Origin of the sequence: Winogradskya humida, from assembly GCF_016862215.1 — a bacterium.
GTDB lineage: Bacteria > Actinomycetota > Actinomycetes > Mycobacteriales > Micromonosporaceae > Actinoplanes > Actinoplanes humidus.
This window is the reverse complement of record NZ_BOMN01000115.1, coordinates 1-17,490: the sequence shown is the minus strand read 5'-3', so window position 1 is coordinate 17,490 and position 17,490 is coordinate 1. Positions and strand designations below refer to the sequence as shown.

The 17,490-nt window shown below is 71.6% G+C and carries 13 protein-coding genes and 1 pseudogene; 7 read left to right on the top strand and 7 right to left on the bottom strand.

The annotated features are described in order from the left end of the window. Nucleotides 1-119: 119 nt before the first annotated feature. Together Ahu01nite_RS40020 and Ahu01nite_RS40015 are read left to right on the top strand one after the other, a co-directional pair. Nucleotides 120-4,190: a non-ribosomal peptide synthetase gene (locus Ahu01nite_RS40020; protein WP_203841974.1), complete on the top strand. Its 4,071-nt coding sequence runs from the start codon at nt 120-122 to the stop codon at nt 4,188-4,190. Between the two features lie 88 nt (nt 4,191-4,278). Continuing rightward, a complete protein-coding gene (locus tag Ahu01nite_RS40015; protein ID WP_203841973.1) occupies nt 4,279-5,316 on the top strand; it encodes a helix-turn-helix transcriptional regulator in 1,038 nt (345 codons plus the stop codon). Nucleotides 5,317-5,395: 79 nt separating this feature from the next. Here Ahu01nite_RS40015 and Ahu01nite_RS40010 read toward each other — a convergent pair whose 3' ends face one another. Next, nucleotides 5,396-5,827, bottom strand: a complete 432-nt coding sequence (locus Ahu01nite_RS40010; RefSeq protein ID WP_203841972.1) for a VOC family protein — start codon at nt 5,825-5,827, stop codon at nt 5,396-5,398. Nucleotides 5,828-6,165: 338 nt separating this feature from the next. On the opposite strand from Ahu01nite_RS40010, the gene Ahu01nite_RS40005 reads away from it, so the two are divergent. The 4 genes from Ahu01nite_RS40005 (at nt 6,166) to Ahu01nite_RS39990 (ending at nt 10,541) form a co-directional block, all read left to right on the top strand. Beyond that, nucleotides 6,166-6,450: a hypothetical protein gene (locus tag Ahu01nite_RS40005; protein ID WP_203841971.1), complete on the top strand. Its 285-nt coding sequence runs from the start codon at nt 6,166-6,168 to the stop codon at nt 6,448-6,450. A 72-nt stretch (nt 6,451-6,522) separates the two neighbouring features. Then, nucleotides 6,523-7,632 carry a hypothetical protein gene (locus Ahu01nite_RS40000; RefSeq protein ID WP_203841970.1) on the top strand — a complete coding sequence of 370 codons (1,110 nt, stop codon included), beginning with the start codon at nt 6,523-6,525 and terminating at the stop codon, nt 7,630-7,632. 31 nt (nt 7,633-7,663) lie between these two features. Then, complete coding sequence (locus Ahu01nite_RS39995; RefSeq protein WP_203841969.1) at nt 7,664-7,861, top strand: MbtH family protein; 198 nt, start codon at nt 7,664-7,666, stop codon at nt 7,859-7,861. Between the two features lie 28 nt (nt 7,862-7,889). After that, a complete protein-coding gene (locus Ahu01nite_RS39990; RefSeq protein ID WP_203841968.1) occupies nt 7,890-10,541 on the top strand; it encodes an ATP-binding protein in 2,652 nt (883 codons plus the stop codon). Between the two features lie 3 nt (nt 10,542-10,544). Here the strand turns inward: Ahu01nite_RS39990 and Ahu01nite_RS39985 are convergent, their stop codons facing one another. The 3 genes from Ahu01nite_RS39985 to Ahu01nite_RS39975 are packed head-to-tail and all read right to left on the bottom strand — an operon-like array spanning nt 10,545 to nt 13,451. After that, nucleotides 10,545-10,979 carry a VOC family protein gene (locus Ahu01nite_RS39985; RefSeq protein ID WP_203841967.1) on the bottom strand — a complete coding sequence of 145 codons (435 nt, stop codon included), beginning with the start codon at nt 10,977-10,979 and terminating at the stop codon, nt 10,545-10,547. Nucleotides 10,980-11,002: 23 nt separating this feature from the next. Further along, the gene (locus Ahu01nite_RS39980; RefSeq protein WP_203841966.1) at nt 11,003-12,112 is read right to left on the bottom strand and encodes a DNA alkylation repair protein; all 1,110 of its coding nucleotides are present in this window, start codon (nt 12,110-12,112) and stop codon (nt 11,003-11,005) included. A gap of 16 nt (nt 12,113-12,128) precedes the next feature. After that, on the bottom strand, nt 12,129-13,451 hold the full coding sequence (locus tag Ahu01nite_RS39975) for an aldehyde dehydrogenase family protein (RefSeq protein ID WP_203841965.1): 1,323 nt from the start codon (nt 13,449-13,451) through the stop codon (nt 12,129-12,131). 102 nt (nt 13,452-13,553) lie between these two features. Between Ahu01nite_RS39975 and Ahu01nite_RS39970 the strand changes: the two genes are divergently transcribed. Further along, nucleotides 13,554-14,372 carry a helix-turn-helix domain-containing protein gene (locus Ahu01nite_RS39970; RefSeq protein WP_203841964.1) on the top strand — a complete coding sequence of 273 codons (819 nt, stop codon included), beginning with the start codon at nt 13,554-13,556 and terminating at the stop codon, nt 14,370-14,372. Between the two features lie 22 nt (nt 14,373-14,394). Here Ahu01nite_RS39970 and Ahu01nite_RS39965 read toward each other — a convergent pair whose 3' ends face one another. From Ahu01nite_RS39965 to Ahu01nite_RS39955, 3 genes and pseudogenes are all read right to left on the bottom strand, one after another. After that, complete coding sequence (locus tag Ahu01nite_RS39965) at nt 14,395-14,961, bottom strand: maleylpyruvate isomerase N-terminal domain-containing protein (protein ID WP_203841963.1); 567 nt, start codon at nt 14,959-14,961, stop codon at nt 14,395-14,397. 182 nt (nt 14,962-15,143) lie between these two features. Next, nucleotides 15,144-15,329, bottom strand: coding sequence for a hypothetical protein (locus tag Ahu01nite_RS39960; RefSeq protein ID WP_203841962.1), 186 nt, complete (start codon nt 15,327-15,329; stop codon nt 15,144-15,146). A gap of 1,129 nt (nt 15,330-16,458) precedes the next feature. Next, nucleotides 16,459-17,236 (bottom strand): annotated as a pseudogene (locus Ahu01nite_RS39955) (IS5 family transposase). Between the last annotated feature and the right edge of the window lie 254 nt (nt 17,237-17,490).

Here is a 17,490-nt window from a genome sequence, read left to right as displayed (position 1 = left end):
CCGAAGATGGCAAGCGCGGGCGGGCCGGGAGCAGTCCGGCATTCTCCTGACTCCTCGGCGTCCGGCGGCGCGCGGAAGCTCGGTAGGCCACCACCGGCACGCGGAGCAGGGAGTCGACGATGCCGCAAGGAACCGAGCACCTGGCCCATCTCACGGGCGATCAGCGCGAGCGGCTGCTGCGCAAGTTACGGGCGGCGCGCGCCGGCACCACCCAGGACCGGGTCGTGCCGGTGGGCAGGGACGCCGCACTGCCGTTGTCCGCGGCGCAGCAGGGCCTGTGGTTGCTGGCTCAGGTGGACGAGCAGGCCACCACGTACAACACCCCGCTGGCGATGCGCGTGAGCGGTGCGCTGGACGCCGGGCTGCTCGGTGCGGCGCTGCGGCAGGTGGTCGAGCGGCACGAGGTACTCCGCACGACCTATCAGGACACCCCCGACGGGCCACGGCAGCGGGTACGCCCGCAGCCCGCACCCGGCCTGCTGACCGTACGCGAGGAGCCGGGGCTGACCGGCGCCGGACGCGACGCGGCGGCCACCCGGATCGCCGGTGAGCAGGCCCGCCGCACCTTCGACCTCAGCCGGGATCCCGTGCTGCGCGCCACCCTGGTCCGGTTCGCGCCGGACGATCACCTGCTCGTGCTGGCGCTGCACCACATCGCCACCGATGCCTGGTCGACCGGCCGGCTGATCGGTGAGCTGACCGAGTGCTACACCGCCGCGGCGCAGGGGCGTGCACCGCGGCTGGCCGAGCTCGCCGTCCAGTACGCGGACTTCGCCGTCTGGCAGCAACGGCGCTTCGCCTCCGGCGCGACGAAGGCCTCGCTGGCGTACTGGCAGGAGCAGCTGGCCGGGATCGGCGAACTCGACTTCCCCGCCGACCGCCCGGTCCCGGCCGAGCCGAGCGGCGCGGGCGCGGTCGTCAGCACCCTGCTCCCCGCCGAGCTGCACCGCGGGGCGCACGCGCTGGCGGCGCAGACCGGCACCCGGGTCCTGTCCGTGGTGACGGCGGCCTACGCGGCGGTGCTCGCCGCGGTGACCGGCAAGGACGACATCGCGCTGGGCACGGTCTTCTCCGGGCGGCTGCGCACCGAGATCGAACCCCTGATCGGCATGTTCGCCGGCACGGCCGTGCTGCGGATCTCCACCGACGGCGACCCGTCGTTCCGGGAGCTGCTGGCACGCACCGGCACCGTGCTGTCCCAGGCGCACGCCCACCAGGAGGTGCCGTTCGAGCAGGTCGTCGCGGAGCTGGCGCCCCAGCGGCGGCCGGGACGCAATCCGCTGTTCCAGTTCGCGGTGCACGCCGGGGACCCCGCACCCGCGCCGATCACCATGGGCGAGGTCGTGCTGACACCCGTCCCGGCGCACGCGGGCGCGGCACGGTTCGACTGCACCGTCGCGGTGGCCGAGCGGCCGGAGCAGGGCGGGATCGAGCTGGCCGCGGAGTACGCCACGGAGCTGTTCGACGCCGGCCGGATCCAGCGCCTGCTGGAGCACACCCACCTGCTGCTGGCGGCCGCGCTCGCCGACCCGGACGCCCCGGTCAGCACGCTGCCACTGCTCACCCCCGGCGAGCTGGCCTTTCTCGACACGGTCAACAACACCGCCGTGGACGTTCCCGCGCCCGGTGCGGTCGAACTGTTCGCCGCCCAGGTGGCGAGGACCCCGGACGCCCCCGCCGTCACCCACCGCGGCACCACGCTCAGTTTCGCCGAGCTGGACCGGCGGGCCAACCGCGTCGCGCACCGGCTCCGGGAGCTCGGGGTCGGCGCGGGTGCGCTCGTCGGTGTCTGCGTGCACCGCTCGACGGACCTGGTCGCCGCGATGCTCGGCGTGCACAAGGCGGGTGCCGCCTACGTGCCGCTGGACCCCGACTACCCCGCGGCGCGGATCGAGCTCGTCCTCAGCGCGTCCGCGGCCGCCGCCGTGCTGGTCGACGAGCGTGGCCGCGAGAGCCTGCCCGCCACCTCCGCCGCGGTCGTGGACGTCTCGGACCTGCCGGGCGGCGCGGCGGACGGCGAGCCCGGGGTGGTTCCGGCGGAGCGCGACCTGGCGTACGTCATCTTCACCTCCGGCTCGACGGGCACCCCCAAGGGCGTCATGGTCGAGCACGCCCAACTGCGCAACCTGCTCGTGGCGGCCGACCCGATGGCCGGCGGACGAACCCCCGGCACCTGGCTGGCCGTCACCAGTGTCTCCTTCGACATCTCCGTCGTCGAGGTCTTCTGGGCGCTGGTCCGCGGCTTCCACGTGGTCGTCGCCGAGGGCCGGGTCGACCAGCTGCTCGGCGCGGGCGGGGACGGCTCGGCCGACGAGCCCGCCACCCTGCGCGAGCTGATCACCCGGCATGCCGTGACCCACCTGCAGTGCACGCCGGCCCTGGCCGAGCTGCTGGTGGACGATGACGCGAGCCGGGCCGCCCTGGGCGGGGTGACCCGCATGATCGTCGGCGGCGAGGCGCTGCCCGCACCGCTCGCCCGGCGGCTGCGGGACGCCCTGGCCGGTGAGCTGGTCAACGGGTACGGCCCGACCGAAGCGGCCGTCTACGCCACCGCGGCCGAGGTGAGCGCCACGGACGCCGACGGCACCGGAACAGTGTCGATCGGCGGGCCGCTGGCGAACACGACGGCGTACGTGCTGGACCGCTGGGGACGTCCGCAGCCCGTCGGCGTACCCGGTGAGCTCTACATCGGCGGTGCCGGCGTGAGCCGCGGTTACCACGCGCAGCCCGCCCTGACCGCCGAGCGTTTCGTCCCGGACCCGTTCGGCGGGCCCGGCGGGCGCCTCTACCGGACCGGTGACCTGGTGCGGCTCACCCACGACGGCGTCCTGGACTTCCTCGGCCGCACCGACCACCAGGTCAAGGTGCGCGGGTTCCGGATCGAGCTGGGTGAGGTCGAGACGGTGCTCCGCGCCCACCCGGCCGTGCTGTCCGCCGTGGTGGTGGCCGGTGGCGCACCCGCGTCGCGGTTCCTCGCCGCCTATGTCGCCGGCGTCGACGGAGCCCGGACGGACGCGACCGAGCTGCGGGAATTCTGCCGGCGCAAGCTGCCCGAGCACATGGTCCCGGCCCGCTGGCAGTGGCTGGAGGCGTTCCCGCTGACCCCCAACGGCAAGGTCGACCGGTCGGCGCTGCCGGAGCTCGACGCGCCGGTGAGCAGCGCCGACTCGGAGCCGCGGACCGGCCGTGAGCGTGAACTGGCCGCGGTGTGGGCGACGGCGCTCGGGCTGCCGGTCGAGATCATCGGCGTACACGACAACTTCTTCGCCCTCGGCGGGCACTCGGTCACGGTCACCCGCGCCGTGTCGATCGCGGCCGCGCGGGGGGTGCCGCTGACCGTCCGCGAGCTGTTCACCCACCAGAGCATCGCCGAGCTGGCCCGGGCCGGCGCACCCGCCGGGCCCGTGCTGCCCGCCGGGGTGGTCGCGATCAGCCCGGCCGGCTCGCTGGCACCGCTGTTCTGCCTGCACTCGAGCACCGGCACCGCCCTGCCCTACCTGCCGCTGGACGGCACCCTGCACCCGGACCGCCCCTGCTACGCCATCGAGGCGGACCCGGTGGTGGCCACGATCGACGAGCTGACCGACCGGGCCGTCACCCTGATCACGACGGTCCGCCCGGCCGGCCCCTACCACCTGGCAGGCTGGTCCCTCGGCGGCGGACTCGCCTGGTCCGTCGCCGCCCGGCTGCAGGCACTCGGGCACGACGTCGCCTCGCTGACCCTGCTCGACACCCATCCCCCGGTCGTGCAGGAACAGCCGCCGTCACACGCGGACGGGGTGCGCTCCTTCGCCCACACGGTCGCCCGCTCCCCCATGCCGCTGGACCTGCCCGCGGACGCCTCCGACGAGGACCAGCTGGCCGTCGCGGTGACCGCCCTGCAGGACGCGGGACTCGTCCGGCCCGGCGACCGCGCCGACGTCCTCGGCCGCGGACGACTGTTCATCGCCCTGATGGCCGCGGCGTCGACCTGGCGCCCCGAGCCCTACAAGGGCGCCGTGGATCTGGTGGTCGCCGCCGACCCCGGCAACGTGCGGGAGCTCGTGGACGGCTGGACCGGGTGGACCGACGGGCCACTTCGGACCCGCGTGGTGCCGGGCGACCACTTCTCCATGGTGGACGAAGTGCACGCCGCCGGGCTCGGGCGCGTACTTGAAGGCATCATGACCTTCCCCGACGTACACAAATAACTTCCCGTAAATGCGTAGTCGCAGGTAGCTCACGTACTCAGCTGAACGTTGCGGCCATTGTTTGATCTCAGCGCCTAGGATTTCGCAGGTGAGCATCGGACAGTGGCGCGACGTCCCGAAGGTCCAGCTCGATCAGGAAGACGTACGCCTCTACCGGCTCGCCGTGAGCAATCCCGGCTGGACCCGGGCCGAAGCCATGAGCACCCTGCAGATGGCCGAGGACAGCATCAGCGGGCACATCGCCAACCTGCGCCGGATGACGCTGCTGCGCGACTCGCTCGATCCCAGCCGGGAGTTCGACGCGGTCAGCCCGGATCTGGCCCTGGCGGCGCTGCTCGTCGAGGACGAGAACGAGATCCGGCTCTGGCAGGCCCAGCTCGCCATGGTCCGCCAGGAGGTGCAGGCGCTCCTGCCGACCTACTACGAGGCACGGCAGGAACGCCGGGCGGCCGAGGCGATCGATGTGATCGACGACGTCGACATGGTGCGTCACCTGCTGGCCGACCAGTCCCGGCGGGCCCGGGTCGAGCTGCACATCGCCCACCCGGGCAGCGGCATGTCCGACGACGGGCTCGCCCGCAGCCTGGCGCTGGACATGCTGCTGCTCGAACGGGGGGTCACGATGCGCACGGTGCTGCAGCACTCGACCCGCAACCACCAGGCGACCCAGCGGTACGCCGCGACCGTCGTGCCGCGCGGAGCCCTGCTGCGCACCGTGCCCGTGGTGCCGCGCCGGTTGATCGTCTTCGACCGCGAGGTCGCGTTCCTCCCGCCGGCCAGCGGCGACCCGAACGAGGGCGCGGTCATGGTCCGCGAGCCCGGCGTCGTGCAGCACCTCATCTCCAGCTTCGACGCCCTCTTCGACGCGGGCCTGCCCTTCCCCGTGGACAGCACCGACGACAACGAGGAGATGAGCTCGGAGATCTACCAGGCCATTCTCCAGCAGATGTCCGCCGGGGAGAAGGACGAGGGCATCGCCCGCCGGCTGGGGATGTCCGTGCGCACCTGCCGGCGGCACATCGCCGCGATCCTGGCGAGCCTGGGAGCGCAGAGCCGGTTCCAGGCCGGGGTGCTGGCTCATCAGCGCGGCCTGCTGGGCAGTGCCCCGCCGGAGCCGGCGCGCTGAGCTCCCAGCCCCTCTCTCACTCCCAGGCGGCCCTCTCTCACTCCCAGGCGGCCCTCTCTCACTCCCAGGCGGCCCTCTCTCACTCCCAGGCAGCCGGCGCCGACGCCGTGCGGCGGTCGTAGTCGTCCCTCTCGTCCCGGCTGCGCGGGACGGTGAACTCGTTGCCGACCGGGTCGGCCAGCACCACCCGGCCGCGGCCGCCGGGCCGGCGCTCGTCGGCCACCAGGACGGCGCCCAGGTCGAGCAGCCGGCGGATCTCGTCGGCCTGCGACGCCGGCGGTTCCACCTCGAGGGTCACCCGGTTGTGGGCCACGCCCTTGACGTCGGGCACCCGCACGAACAACAGCCCGGGGCCGCCCGGCACGGCCGGCACCAGGCCCACCTCGTCGTCGCCGGACCGGTCCTGCGGGCGCACCGGGGTGCCGAGGACCCGGCTCCAGAACAGGGCCAGGTCGTAGGGCTCGCACGGGGGCGCGCACCGGAAGGTGATGTAGCTGAGTGCGGCGGACATTCCGTGCTCCCTCGGTATCGATCTCCTTATCCGCAGCCGCGGACTTTACCCGGTCCATCCGGGACGGACAGCGCGGGGCGACGACTGTCCCACCAGGACACCCCACAGTTCCCGATCAACGTTTGCTGGTAAACGTTTCCCGAAAAATGCGGACAGAACAGGTCACCGGACGCCGGTAACTTACTGCCAGACAGGTTGCTGAAGGCCGCGTGATCTATCCCGGCCCCGCTCGTTCGGCCAATGTTGTGGTTACCGCCGGGGCGGCCGGAACACCGGTCACCCGGGCTCACCACTTCGAGGGGAAACCATTCCTCTCAGCACCGAAAGGGCTTGCGCAAATGAGCATCCAGAAGACCACCGCGACGTTCTTCGTCATCCTCGCCGGCGCCCTGCCGACGGTCGGCGCGGTGACCGCTGGGATCACTGCAGAGCTCGCCCGGCCCGCGGCCGCGGTCCTGTCGGACGGCGGAGTCGACTGGGAGCCGGCTCCCCTCGACGGCGACGTGGTGCTCGCGGACGGCGTCAGCGGGGACACCGAGGGCGGCGTCGACTGGCGGCACGCCACGGTCGCCGCCCTCGCGGACACCGACGGCAACGACGGTGACGGCGGCGTCGACTGGTGAGCCCGCGGCCGGTCAGCCCACAGCCGGTTACCTGCCGCACCCAGCGCGGCCTTCTTCGAGGAGTTCCCGAGCATGACCACAGCAGAGTTCACCGGTACGACCACCGCGAGGCCCGATCCCCGATCCCCGGCCGGTGACCACCACGCCCTTCTCGACCTCACGCCGAACGCGAGCCTGCTCCCGGCCGTCCCGGCGGATTCGCTGCGGGGAACCACGACGGAGCTCGCCGAGGAACGTGCCCGGCAGGCCTTCGGCGCCCGGTACGCCGAACTCAGCCCGCACTCCCCCGCCGAGGCTCTCACCCACGTCCTCGCCGCGCTGGTCGAACCCGACGACGTGGTGTTCGACATCCGGATGACCCGCGGCCCGTCCCCCGACAGCGGCACCGCCGTCCGCGACTACGCCTCCGGCTGGCTCGGGTTCGGGCTGGACGGCCGGGACCGGGTGGACCTCGCCGCCGCGGCGGACCTCGCGGCCGAGCACCGTCCCGCCGTCATTCTCTGCGGCTCACCGTCCGACTCCCGGCTGCTCGACACCGCGGCCATGCGGGAGATCGCCGACTCGGTCGACGCCCTGCTCATCGCGGACGTCGCCGGGCTCACCGGCCTGATCGCCACCGGTCTGCACCCCAGCCCGGTCGACGACGCCCACGTCACCATCGCCTCGAGCGCCCCGCTCGGCGGGCCCCGCAGCGGCCTCGTGCTCAGCGGACGCGACGCCGCGATGCCCCTCGACGGCGGCCCGCGTACCCTGCGGCACCGCCTGCGCCGCGCCACCGCTCCCCTGCCCCGACTCGGTTCCCGGGAGCTCGCCGCCCACGCCTTCGCCCTCACCGCCGCCGGCAGCGACGCGGCCCGCGCCACCGCGGAGCGCAGCGTCCGGCTCGCCCGTGCCCTCGCGAAGGAGCTCATCGGCCACGGCCTCCGGGTCGTCTCCGGCGGCACCGACACCCACCTGGTGCCGATCGACCTCGAACCGCTGGGTCTGGACGCCGGGGAGGCCGAGAACCTGCTGCGTCGCGCGGCGATCCTGGCCGCCGGCTGCCGGGTCCCGTCCGTCACGCTGCCCGGTGCCACCGCACCCGGCCTGCTGCTCTCGACCGCCGCGGCCGCCCGCTGGGGCCTCGACGCCGATTCCGCAGCCCGCCTCGCCCGCCTGGTCGACCAGGCTCTGCGCCGCTGACTCCCGCAACCATCTCACCCAGGAGGTTCCTGTGCACGACACGACCGACGACCGCCCGCACGCCGTGGTGGTCAACCTCGAGGAGCAGTACTCGGTCTGGCCGGCCACGCGCGATGTCCCCGCCGGATGGCGGGCCACCGGGTTCACCGGCTCACGGGCCGAATGCCTGGCGCACATCGACGAGGTCTGGACCGACATGCGGCCGCTCAGCCTGCGTCACGCGAGCTGAGCGAGCCCGGACAAGAGGGGAGACCACAGTGACTGCCGGCACGCACAGCCGTGAGTTCGTCGGACGGCCCACGCAACGAGCGCTGCTGGAGGAATGCCTGCGGCGGAGCGCGGATCAGGCGACCCTGATCGACGTGGCCGGGGAGCCCGGGATCGGCAAGACCCGGTTGCTCGAGGAATGGGCGCAGGCAGCCCGTGCGGCCGGCGTCACCGTGGACACCGAAGCGACCACTCCCGCCGGGCAGGTGGTCATCATCGACGACCTGCACCTGGCCGGCGCGGCCACCGCGGCCCGGGTCCTGGAGCTGCTCCGGCGGCCACCGGCCACCGGCGGCGTCCTGATCCTCGCGTACCGGCCCCGGCAGACCGACCCGGGGCTGCTGGCGGCCATCGCGAGCGCCGCGGCCCGCTGGTCCGCGCACCACCTGCCGCTCGGTCCGCTGACCCGCGGCGAGTCCGCCGCCCTCATCGGCGGGCAGCTCTGCGGCCACCACCGCGCCACCTGTTACGAGGAGAGCGGCGGCATCCCCCGCTACCTGGAGATCCTGGCCGCCACCTGCGGCGAGGGCGGCTGCCAGCCGACCGACTCCACCGACGCCCTGGTGCCGCAGCTGGCCGCGGCCCCGCTGCTGGCAGAGCTCGGCCGGTTGCCGGAATCCACCCGGCTGGTCGCGCACGCCGCCGCCGTCCTCGGCGACCCGTTGTCCCCGGGGCTGCTGCCGGAGGTCGCGCAGCTCGACCTCACCGATGTCCTCGACGCCATGGACGAGCTGCTCGCCCAGGACGTGCTGCGCCCCGGGCCCGCCACCGGATCGTTCGTCTTCCGGCACCCGGTGCTGCGCCGCGTCTGTTACAGCGCCGCCCGCGGTGGCTGGCGGCTCGGCGCCCACCAGCGCGCCGCGACCGCCCTGCACCGCTCCGGCGCCGCCGCCACCGAGTACGCGGACCACGTGCAACGCGCCGTGACCGCCACGGACGGGTCCGGCCTGACCGTCCTGACCGAGGCGGCCGAGGCGGCGAGCGCAGCCGCCCCCGGGACCGCGGCGAACTGGTACGACGCCGCCCTGCGCCTGCTCCCCCCGGACCACGCCAACCGCCGCCGGCGCGCCGGCCTGCTCCTCGGCCTGATCACCACCACCGGGTCCACCGGCCGCTACGCCGAGTGCCGCGCCGCCCTGGAGCAGCACGCCACGCTGGCCGCCGGCACCGAGTACGGCACGCAGTCCACCACCGCGACGCTCTGGCACGCCCGGATGACCATGCTGGACGGCCGGCGCGAGGCGGCCCGCGACCACCTGCGCGCGGCCCTGGCCACCGATCCCGGTCACCGCGAGGCCGCCCGGCTGATGGTGGAGCTGGCCGCGCAGGCGGTGCAGGGTGGCGTGCTCGCGTTCGACGACCCCGCGCACGCCGACCTCGACGCGTGGTGCGACGACGCGGTCATGGCGACCGCGAGCGGGGAGGACGAGCTGCTGCGGGCGTACGCGCTGACCGTCAAGGCGACCGTCCGGCTGGCACACGGCGGAGTCACCGCCGCTCAGCGTGGCAGCCACGCCGCCGCGCAGATCGTGGACTCCCGCGCCGACACCCAGGTCGCGTCGCACCTGGAGGCGCTGGTAGCGCTGGGCTGGCTGGAGGTGCACCTCGAGCGGTACGCCGCCGCGGTACGCCACTTCGGCCGGGCCCGCGCCGTCGCGGTCGCCACCGGCCGCCGTCCGGTCGTCCTGGCCGCCGCCATCGGTCTCGGCCGGGTCCAGCTGCTCCGCGGCGACCTCACCGCGGCGAGCCTGCACGCCGAGGAGGCTCTGCGCCTGACCGACATAACCCCGGCCGCCGAGCCCCTCGCCGCCGCCCGGTGCCTGAGTGCCGCCGTATCAGCGGAGACCGGTGACGCCACCGGCGCGGTCGACCAGGCCAGGGCCGCTCTCGCCGCCCTGGCCGGAGCGACCGGCAGCCCCTGGTACGCGCAGGCCCGGACCACCCTTACCAGCACGCAGATCGCCGCCGGAGCCGCCGCGTCCTGCGGTTCCGCTCCGGAGCACCCGGCACCGAGCTGGGACACCGTGGCCGGGCCGGTGCTCGCGGGCCGGATCGCGGCCGCCACCGGTGACGACGACCGGGCCCGCGAGCTCGCCGCCCGGGCCCAGCAGGCCGCCGCTGATTCCGGGCTGGCCGGGCAGATCGCCGAAGCCGCACTGTTCGCGGCCGAGGTCGCCGCGCGCCCCTCGGACGCGCTGACGCTGGCCGCCATGGCCGGAACCGCCGCGGCCACGGCCGACCGGCAGCTACTCACGGGCCGGGCGCGGCTGGCAGCCGGTCGCGCGCTGACGGCGCTCGGCGATCCGGCCCGGGCCACCGAGCACCTCACCGCGGCGGCGGAGGTCGCCACCCGGACGGGCTCCGGCTCCCTCGCCGCGGCGGTCACGGCCGCCGCGCCGGTGCAGGAGGAGCAGCTGGTGCTGAGCAAGCGGGAATTCGAGATTGCCCAGCTGGTCAGCCTGGGCCGGACGAACCGGCAGATCGCCCGGACCCTGGAGGTCAGTCACAAGACGATCGAGACCCACCTCGGGCGCATCTTCGTCAAGCTGGACGTCTCGTCCCGCGCCGAGATCGCCAACATGGTGGGGCGGGCCGTCGTCGCAGCCCGGCCCGCCCGTGCCACGAGCCGGCCCGCCCCCTGAGAATCAGCCTTTCCGGCGGCGGGGCTGGTCGTACTGGACCAGTTCCATCAGGGAATTGACGGGCTCCGGCAGGTAGAGGAACTGAACCCGCATTCCGGGGCGCGCGCCGGGATGCGGATCCTCGTCGATGCGCACGAACCCCGCCGCCACCAGCTCCTCGGCGTCGGCGTCCAGATCGTCGACCTCGAAAGCCACGTGGTAGAGCCCGGGGCCGCGGGTGCTCAGCGGCACCGCGATCGCCGAGTCGTCCCGCGTCGGCGCGACCAGCTCCACCGCGGTCTCGCGGGCGTCGTCCGAGAACTGCCAGAAGTCACACGACACGCCGTACGCGTCGGCGGCCCCCTGGTCGGTGAGCGACATGCCCAGCAGCTTCATGAAGGTGCCGGCGCGAGCGGGGTCGTCGGTCATAAGTCCAACATGGTCAATACCTAGGAACATGGCGGCCAGCGTACCGGCCCGGATCACCCGGTCACGAGGTCGAACCCGGCGCTCTCCGTGACGATGCCGTTGACCTGCAACGCGATCGCGTGGGGACCCGGGTGGTACCGGCGGGTGGTGATGACGCGGAACGAGTGCTCACGGCGTACCTCAAGAGTCTGGCCCGGCTTGAGGGTTGTGGTCGTGAGTTTGAAGGTCTTCGCCGTCTGGGTGCCGTTGGCCTTGTGGTGGAACACGACATAGTCGACGGCGAGGCGAGCATCCGTGGCGCCGGTGTTGCGGACCGTCGCGCGGAACTCGACCGCCTCGCCGATCGGCACGACGTCGCGGTTCACCGCCGGGCCGTCCACCTCGAGCGACGACGCCTCGGCCGAGAAACCCAGCAAAGCCAGGGCAGGTGCATCACCCCTCTTGATCAGCGTACGCAGACCGTGCCGCACCACCCGCCCGGTGTTCTCGTCCGGCGCGTCCAGCCACCGCCCGGCCACCTCGACGACCAGCCCCGCGTGGTCCCGGCTGAGATCGTTGAGGTGGTTCGCGACCGAGCGCCGCACGTACTCGCTGGGATCGCGGTAGAGCGCGTCGAGGATCGCCACCGTCGCCCCGGGCCGGGCGATGATCCCGGGCACCCGCACCGACCAGGGCAGATACGGCCGGGTGCCCTCCGAGGCGAGCCGGCGCACGTCGACGTCGTCCGAGGTCGTCCACCCCAGTGCCGTGGCCAGCGCCCGGTCGAGGTCGTGGCGCAGCAGCGCCCGGATCGCGAACTCGGCGGTGAGCAGCCCGGTCAGCTCGGCCATCATCGCCATCGCGTCGTCGAACGCCGCCTCACCCCCGTCGGCCACGGCCCTTGCCGCGACCGCAGCCGTGACCGGCCAGATCATCCAGCCGCCGAACCCCGGGAAATCAGTGCGGGCTGCCCGCACGACGCGCGCGAGGTCGGCGTAGCTGCCCGGAACGTCGGTGAGGATCGCGTCACGCAACAGGTCCGCGCGCTCCCGCAACGAGAGGCCGTCGAGGGCGGCGGCCGCCGTACGCAGGGCATTCAGCGGATTCCCCGGTACGGCCGCGTGGACCGCGCGGGTGAGGTTGTCGGCTGTCGACTTGCTGATGAGCTGATCGGCGAAAGGCACGGCTACATTCTCCTGATCAGCGCTTGACGGTGATGGTCCGGCGCTCCGTGAACTCGAGCAGCCCGGCCACGCCGCTCTCGACGCCGATGCCGGACTGCTTCAAGCCGCCGAACGGCACGAGCGGTGACAGGTGCATGACCTCGTTCACCCACACGGTGCCGGCCTCCAGTCGTCGCGCCACGGCGAGCGCGGCGTCCGGGTCGGCGGACCAGACCGAGGCGCCCAGGCCGTACTCCACAGCATTGGCCCGTTGAATGGCGTCCTCGACGTCGTCGAACTTCAGCAGCGGCAGGATGGGGCCGAACTGCTCCTCCTGGACGATCCGCGCGTCCTCCGGCGGGTTGCCGATCAGAATGGGCCGGACGAACAATCCCTCGGCCGGCCCGCCGGTGAGGATGTCGTAACCATTGTCGCGGCAGTCCCGCAGCAGGTCGATGACGGTGTCGTACTGGCGGTGGTTCGACACCGGCCCAAGCTTCGTTTTCCCGGCGAGCTCCACGAGCCGGGCGGCGATCCGGTCGTACACATCGGTGTGCAGGTAGAGGCGCTTGGTCGCCAGGCAGATCTGCCCGGCGTTGCTGAACGCCGCCCAGAACAGCTTCCCGGCGACCTCGTCGACGTCGACGTCCGGCAGCACGATCGCCGCGTCGTTGCCCCCGAGCTCCAGCGTGACCCGCGACAGCGAAGCCCCCGCACCGGCCATGACGTCGCGCCCGGTCCGCGTGGATCCGGTGAAACTGATCTTGTCGATACCCGGGTGCCGGCTCACCCACGGCCCCAGATCGTCACCGCCGGTGACGACGGTGACCACCCCGGCGGGCAGCACATCGCGCAGCAGCTCCCCCAGGCGCAGCGACGACAGCGGGGTGAACGTCGACGGCTTCACGATCACGGTGTTCCCGGCCAGCAGCGCCGGCCCGAGCTTGAACGACAACTGCCCCAGCGGATAGTTCCACGGCGTGATCGCCGCCACGACTCCCATGGGAACATGCTCGGTGACCGACCGTCGCTCGTCGTCGTCCTGGTTGACGGTCACCGGCAGGTCCAGCTTCGCGGTCTCCCGCAGCCAGTAGCTCAGCCCCGCGACCTCCTCGGTGGCCACACTCTCGGGTTTGCCCTGTTCAAGGGTTACCAGCCGGGCAAGTTCCGCGACGTTCGCGTCGATCACGTCGGCGATCGCGTGCAGGTATTTCCGGCGCTCGTCCACCGGGAGGGCCGCCCACCCCGGCTGAGCGCCCCGGGCGGCTGCGACCATTGCGTCCAGCTCTGCCCGGGTGCAGTCCGGGGCCTCGCCGGCGATCTCGGAAGTGGCGGGATTGATGACGGAGAAAGTCGACATGCCAGAGATCCTGCGGGCCCCGGCCCGGTCGCGGGAGGCACGATCTTCCAGGGAGTACGGCACCCTGGTAGCCCTCCCGGCGATGTTCCTAAACTCGTGGTCATGGCACATGCGAACCCGCTCGGGCAGTTCCTCCGCGCCCGCCGCGCGCAGGTCAACCCGGCCGACAGCGGCCTGATCTCCGGCGGCGACCGCCGAGTGCCGGGCCTGCGCCGCGAAGAGGTCGCGGTCCTGGCCGGGGTCAGCGTCGACTACTACGCCCGCCTCGAACAGGGCCGCGAACGCAACCCCTCGGCACAGATCCTCGACGCGATCGCCCGGGTCTTCCGCCTCGACGCCGACGCCCGGGGCCACCTCTACCGGCTAGCGGGCCTCAACCCTGCCGTCTCCCCGGCCGCGTCCGCCGACTACGTGCACCCGACGCTGCTCACCCTGATGAACGGATTTCCCCAGGCCGCCGCGTACGTCTTCGGCCCGGCCTTCGACGTCCTGGCCGCCAACCCCCTCGGCGCGGCCCTGCTCGCCCCGTTCGGCCCCCGCCCCAGCATGATGCGCGTGGTCTTCACCGACCCGCAGGCCACCACGTTCTTCGGCGACTGGCCCGCGATGGCCGACGCCATCGTGGATGCCTTACGGCTCAACGCGGGCCTGTTCCCCGCCGACCCGGACATCCTCACGGTGCTGGAGGACCTCGCGGACACCCCAGAGTTCACCCGGCGCTGGACCAGGCAGGGCGTCGGCGCCCTCCCCCGCACCGACAAAACCTTCCACCACCCCCAAGCCGGCCGCATAGACCTCACCTACCAGACTTTTGATGTACGCGACGCCCCCGGCCAGCAACTCCAGGTAGGCACGGCGGAGCCGGGCAGCCGCAGCGAACAGGCCCTCACCTACCTCGCCGCCGTCCACACCACGCCGTAACACCTCGTGCGGGTCGGGCTTCTCAGTCGACGGCGGCCTTGAGAATCCATGTGGTGCGTCGAGGCCGATCATTCAGTGGTGCCCGCCCGGTGCACCAGAGAAGAACCTCGACGGGATTTCCGGCTGGTGCGTCGGGAAAAAGCCGCTGCAGCACGGCGGCGCAGAGTGCTGACGGTGGCTGCCAGGTGACTTCCAAGCCCTCGGCGATGTCATGGGTGTGCATGAGGATCTCATTGACGCCCAGAGCGGCGAATCCAGCCGGGTCGGTGGGACCCCAGTGCCAGCCTCGGGCTTGCGGATCGGCGGTCCTGACAGCGCTGCTGAGTAAACCGCCGGAAGCGGCGACCACCTCGAGGACGTCCCGGGGTGGGGTGCCCTGGCGGACGGTGAGATCAAACGGCAGATAAGCGTTGGCAGGACGAGCCGTGAGCTGCCCCGCGTAGGCCATCAGGTCATGGGCCACGTGGGCTGCGGTCTGCCAGCAACTCCACTCCAAGCGACCGGCCGGGACGTTCCAGTCCCGTATGAGGTGAGGGGTGAGCGCCCGCATCATCGCGGCCATGGCCTGATCGACGTCTTGCGAACCCATCGACTGCACCGGCGAAGGATGCCACAGATACTTTCGTCCGCGAGATCGCCGTCTCGATGACCGGTAAGGCCCATCGCGCAAGGCCACGCCGCGCGCTGCTCTGCAGTCAGTCACCGCGGCGGCCCGATGCGAAGCGCGGTGCGCGGCATGAGGACGTCACGGCGGCCGTCGGAGTGGCCAGGTCAGAGACATACGTAGCAGTAGATTTGGTCGTTGTTGACGACGGCTCGTCGCGCCAGATCTGTGAGCGCGGCCAGGAACACCGTCAGGCTGTCCTTCGCCGTTGCGCTGAACTCCGCGTTCGCCCACTGCCGCGCCGCCTGCGACTGTCCCGAGAGTTCCAGCGAGGCCACAGCGTCGCGGAGCATCCGTCGATGTCTTCCTCTGCCGGCGCGATTAGCGCTGCTTGCCGGGGATCGGCGTTTACCTCGTCATATGAGCGGCCCGTGAGAATCTCTTCCAGTCGTGCCAGGCAGGTGGGGTCGACACCCTTGCTCTGCACAACGAGTGTCCCCGATTGTGCAATCTTCACCCGAGGCCGCGATGCCTCGCCCGGAGATAGCCTGTCGAGCGCCTTGCCGGCCGCGACATCTTCGGCTGCGAGATCGAGCAAACGTGGCTGCCCGTCGACGTATTCGACGGCGGTCCCTGCCACGCTGTCAGAGTCAGCGGCGAATCCGGATGCCGACCGGCCGTCGTCAGTCGCCAGCACCCGGAAAGCCAGCCGCGAAGCCGAGCAACGCCACCACGTACCCGAAAAAGAGCCAGACCGCACGGGGATGTCGTGGCCAGATCCAGCACCCGATCACGGCAATAGCCAGACCGATCGACGTCCCCCAGACCGGCGCCCACTCGCTGATTCGCAGCCGGTCGGGCGCACACTCGGGCCGATAATCGTCGGGATAACAGTCCCCCAGAGTAAGCAGCCCGCGCCATAGCGTCGCAGAGCAACAGAGCAGCAACACGAGACCAAAGGTCGCCGCGATCGCCCCGACAATGGGCCAGAATCGTCCTTCCTCTGACGGAGTCTCGAGTGGTCCTATCACCGTCCCGACGCTAGCCGGTTGATCGGCCCGCATCAGGCAGGTTTCACGAATCCCTTCGGCACGCCACGACACTAGCCCTGCGCAGGGTCTGATAACCGAGCGTGACAACTAACCGCTAACCGATGCGCACCAACGGCGGCATGAGAGCGTGCCGCCGGAATAGTGGCCGAAGACCGGTTTGTTGCTCGATCGCGGCAGGCTTGCTGCCATTGCCGAGGCGAAGTACGGCATGGCGGGCTCGCGAAGAAGACGCGCAGGATTTCCTCCGTTACGCAGGAATGCCTGCTTGCGTCCGGCTCGTACGCGTAGAGCCACCACGTCGCCCATGTCGCGTCCATTCCCGCCGGACTCGCCACCGGTTGTGGACTGTGGTTGAGTGCTTTCACGTGCGCGCGTTGCTTGTCGTATCAGACCCTGCGTGACGGAGAGTTCGGCTCGAGGGTTAAAGCTCCTAACACGATCTCTGGTTGGTCCAGTTGATCAAACGGCGCCGGCAGATGAGGGCGCAGGCGAGGCTGACGAGACCGTCGTGGATGTCGAGGTAGCGTTCCCAGCGCACGGCGAGACGGCGGAATTGGTGGAGTAGGGCGAAGGTCTGTTCGACGACGTAGCGCAGCTTGCCCAGGCCTCTCATCCCGCTGGTCTTACGTTTGGCGATGATCGGTTCGGTACCACGTTCACGGCAGGCCTGGCGGAAGGCTTCACTGTCGTAGCCCTTGTCCGCCAGCAACACCTCGAAGCGCCGCCGTGGCCGGCCCCGGCGTCCTGCGACGGGCGGGAAAAGGTCGAGCAGGTCGACGGCACGGCTGATGTCGGGCACGTTCGCGCCGCTGGTCAGCACGAGCAGCGGGGTGCCGTTCCCGTCACAGATCAGGTGATGCTTGGAGCCGGGCTTGCCGCGGTTGACCGGCGACGGACCTGTTCCGGAACCCCTTTTTGGGCGTCGGTGTGACTACCGTCCACCGCCGCCCTCGACCAGTCGATCAGGTTCGCCGCGTTCAACCTCGCCAGCAACAGCTGATGCAGTTGATCGAACACTCCGGCGTCGGTCCACCGCTTGAGCCGGCGCCAGCACGTCATCCCAGAGCCGAACCCCAAGTTCTTGCGGGAGATCTTCCCAGCCGATCCCGGTGTGCAACACGTACAAGATTCCTTGCAGGCACTGCCGGTCCGGCACCGGCCGTGGTCCCGGGCGCCTTGTCCGGCCACGGCGGCAGCAGCGGCTCCATCGATTCCCACAACTCGTCCTCGACGATCTATGCCTTGCTCATGCATGACCGAACGAGATTGGTCTTCACATCGTGGCGCTGATCAACATCGATTCACTAGATCGTTTTAGGAGCTTTTAGTAGGCGGCGGCGTACTTCACACGCCAGCGGTTGGTGAACCGGGCCCAGTCGAACAGGTCACCGGTGGAACGCCTGCGGTCACGTTCATGGTCAGCGATGGCCTGTGCCCGGTGGGTGTTCGCCTCGCGGAACAA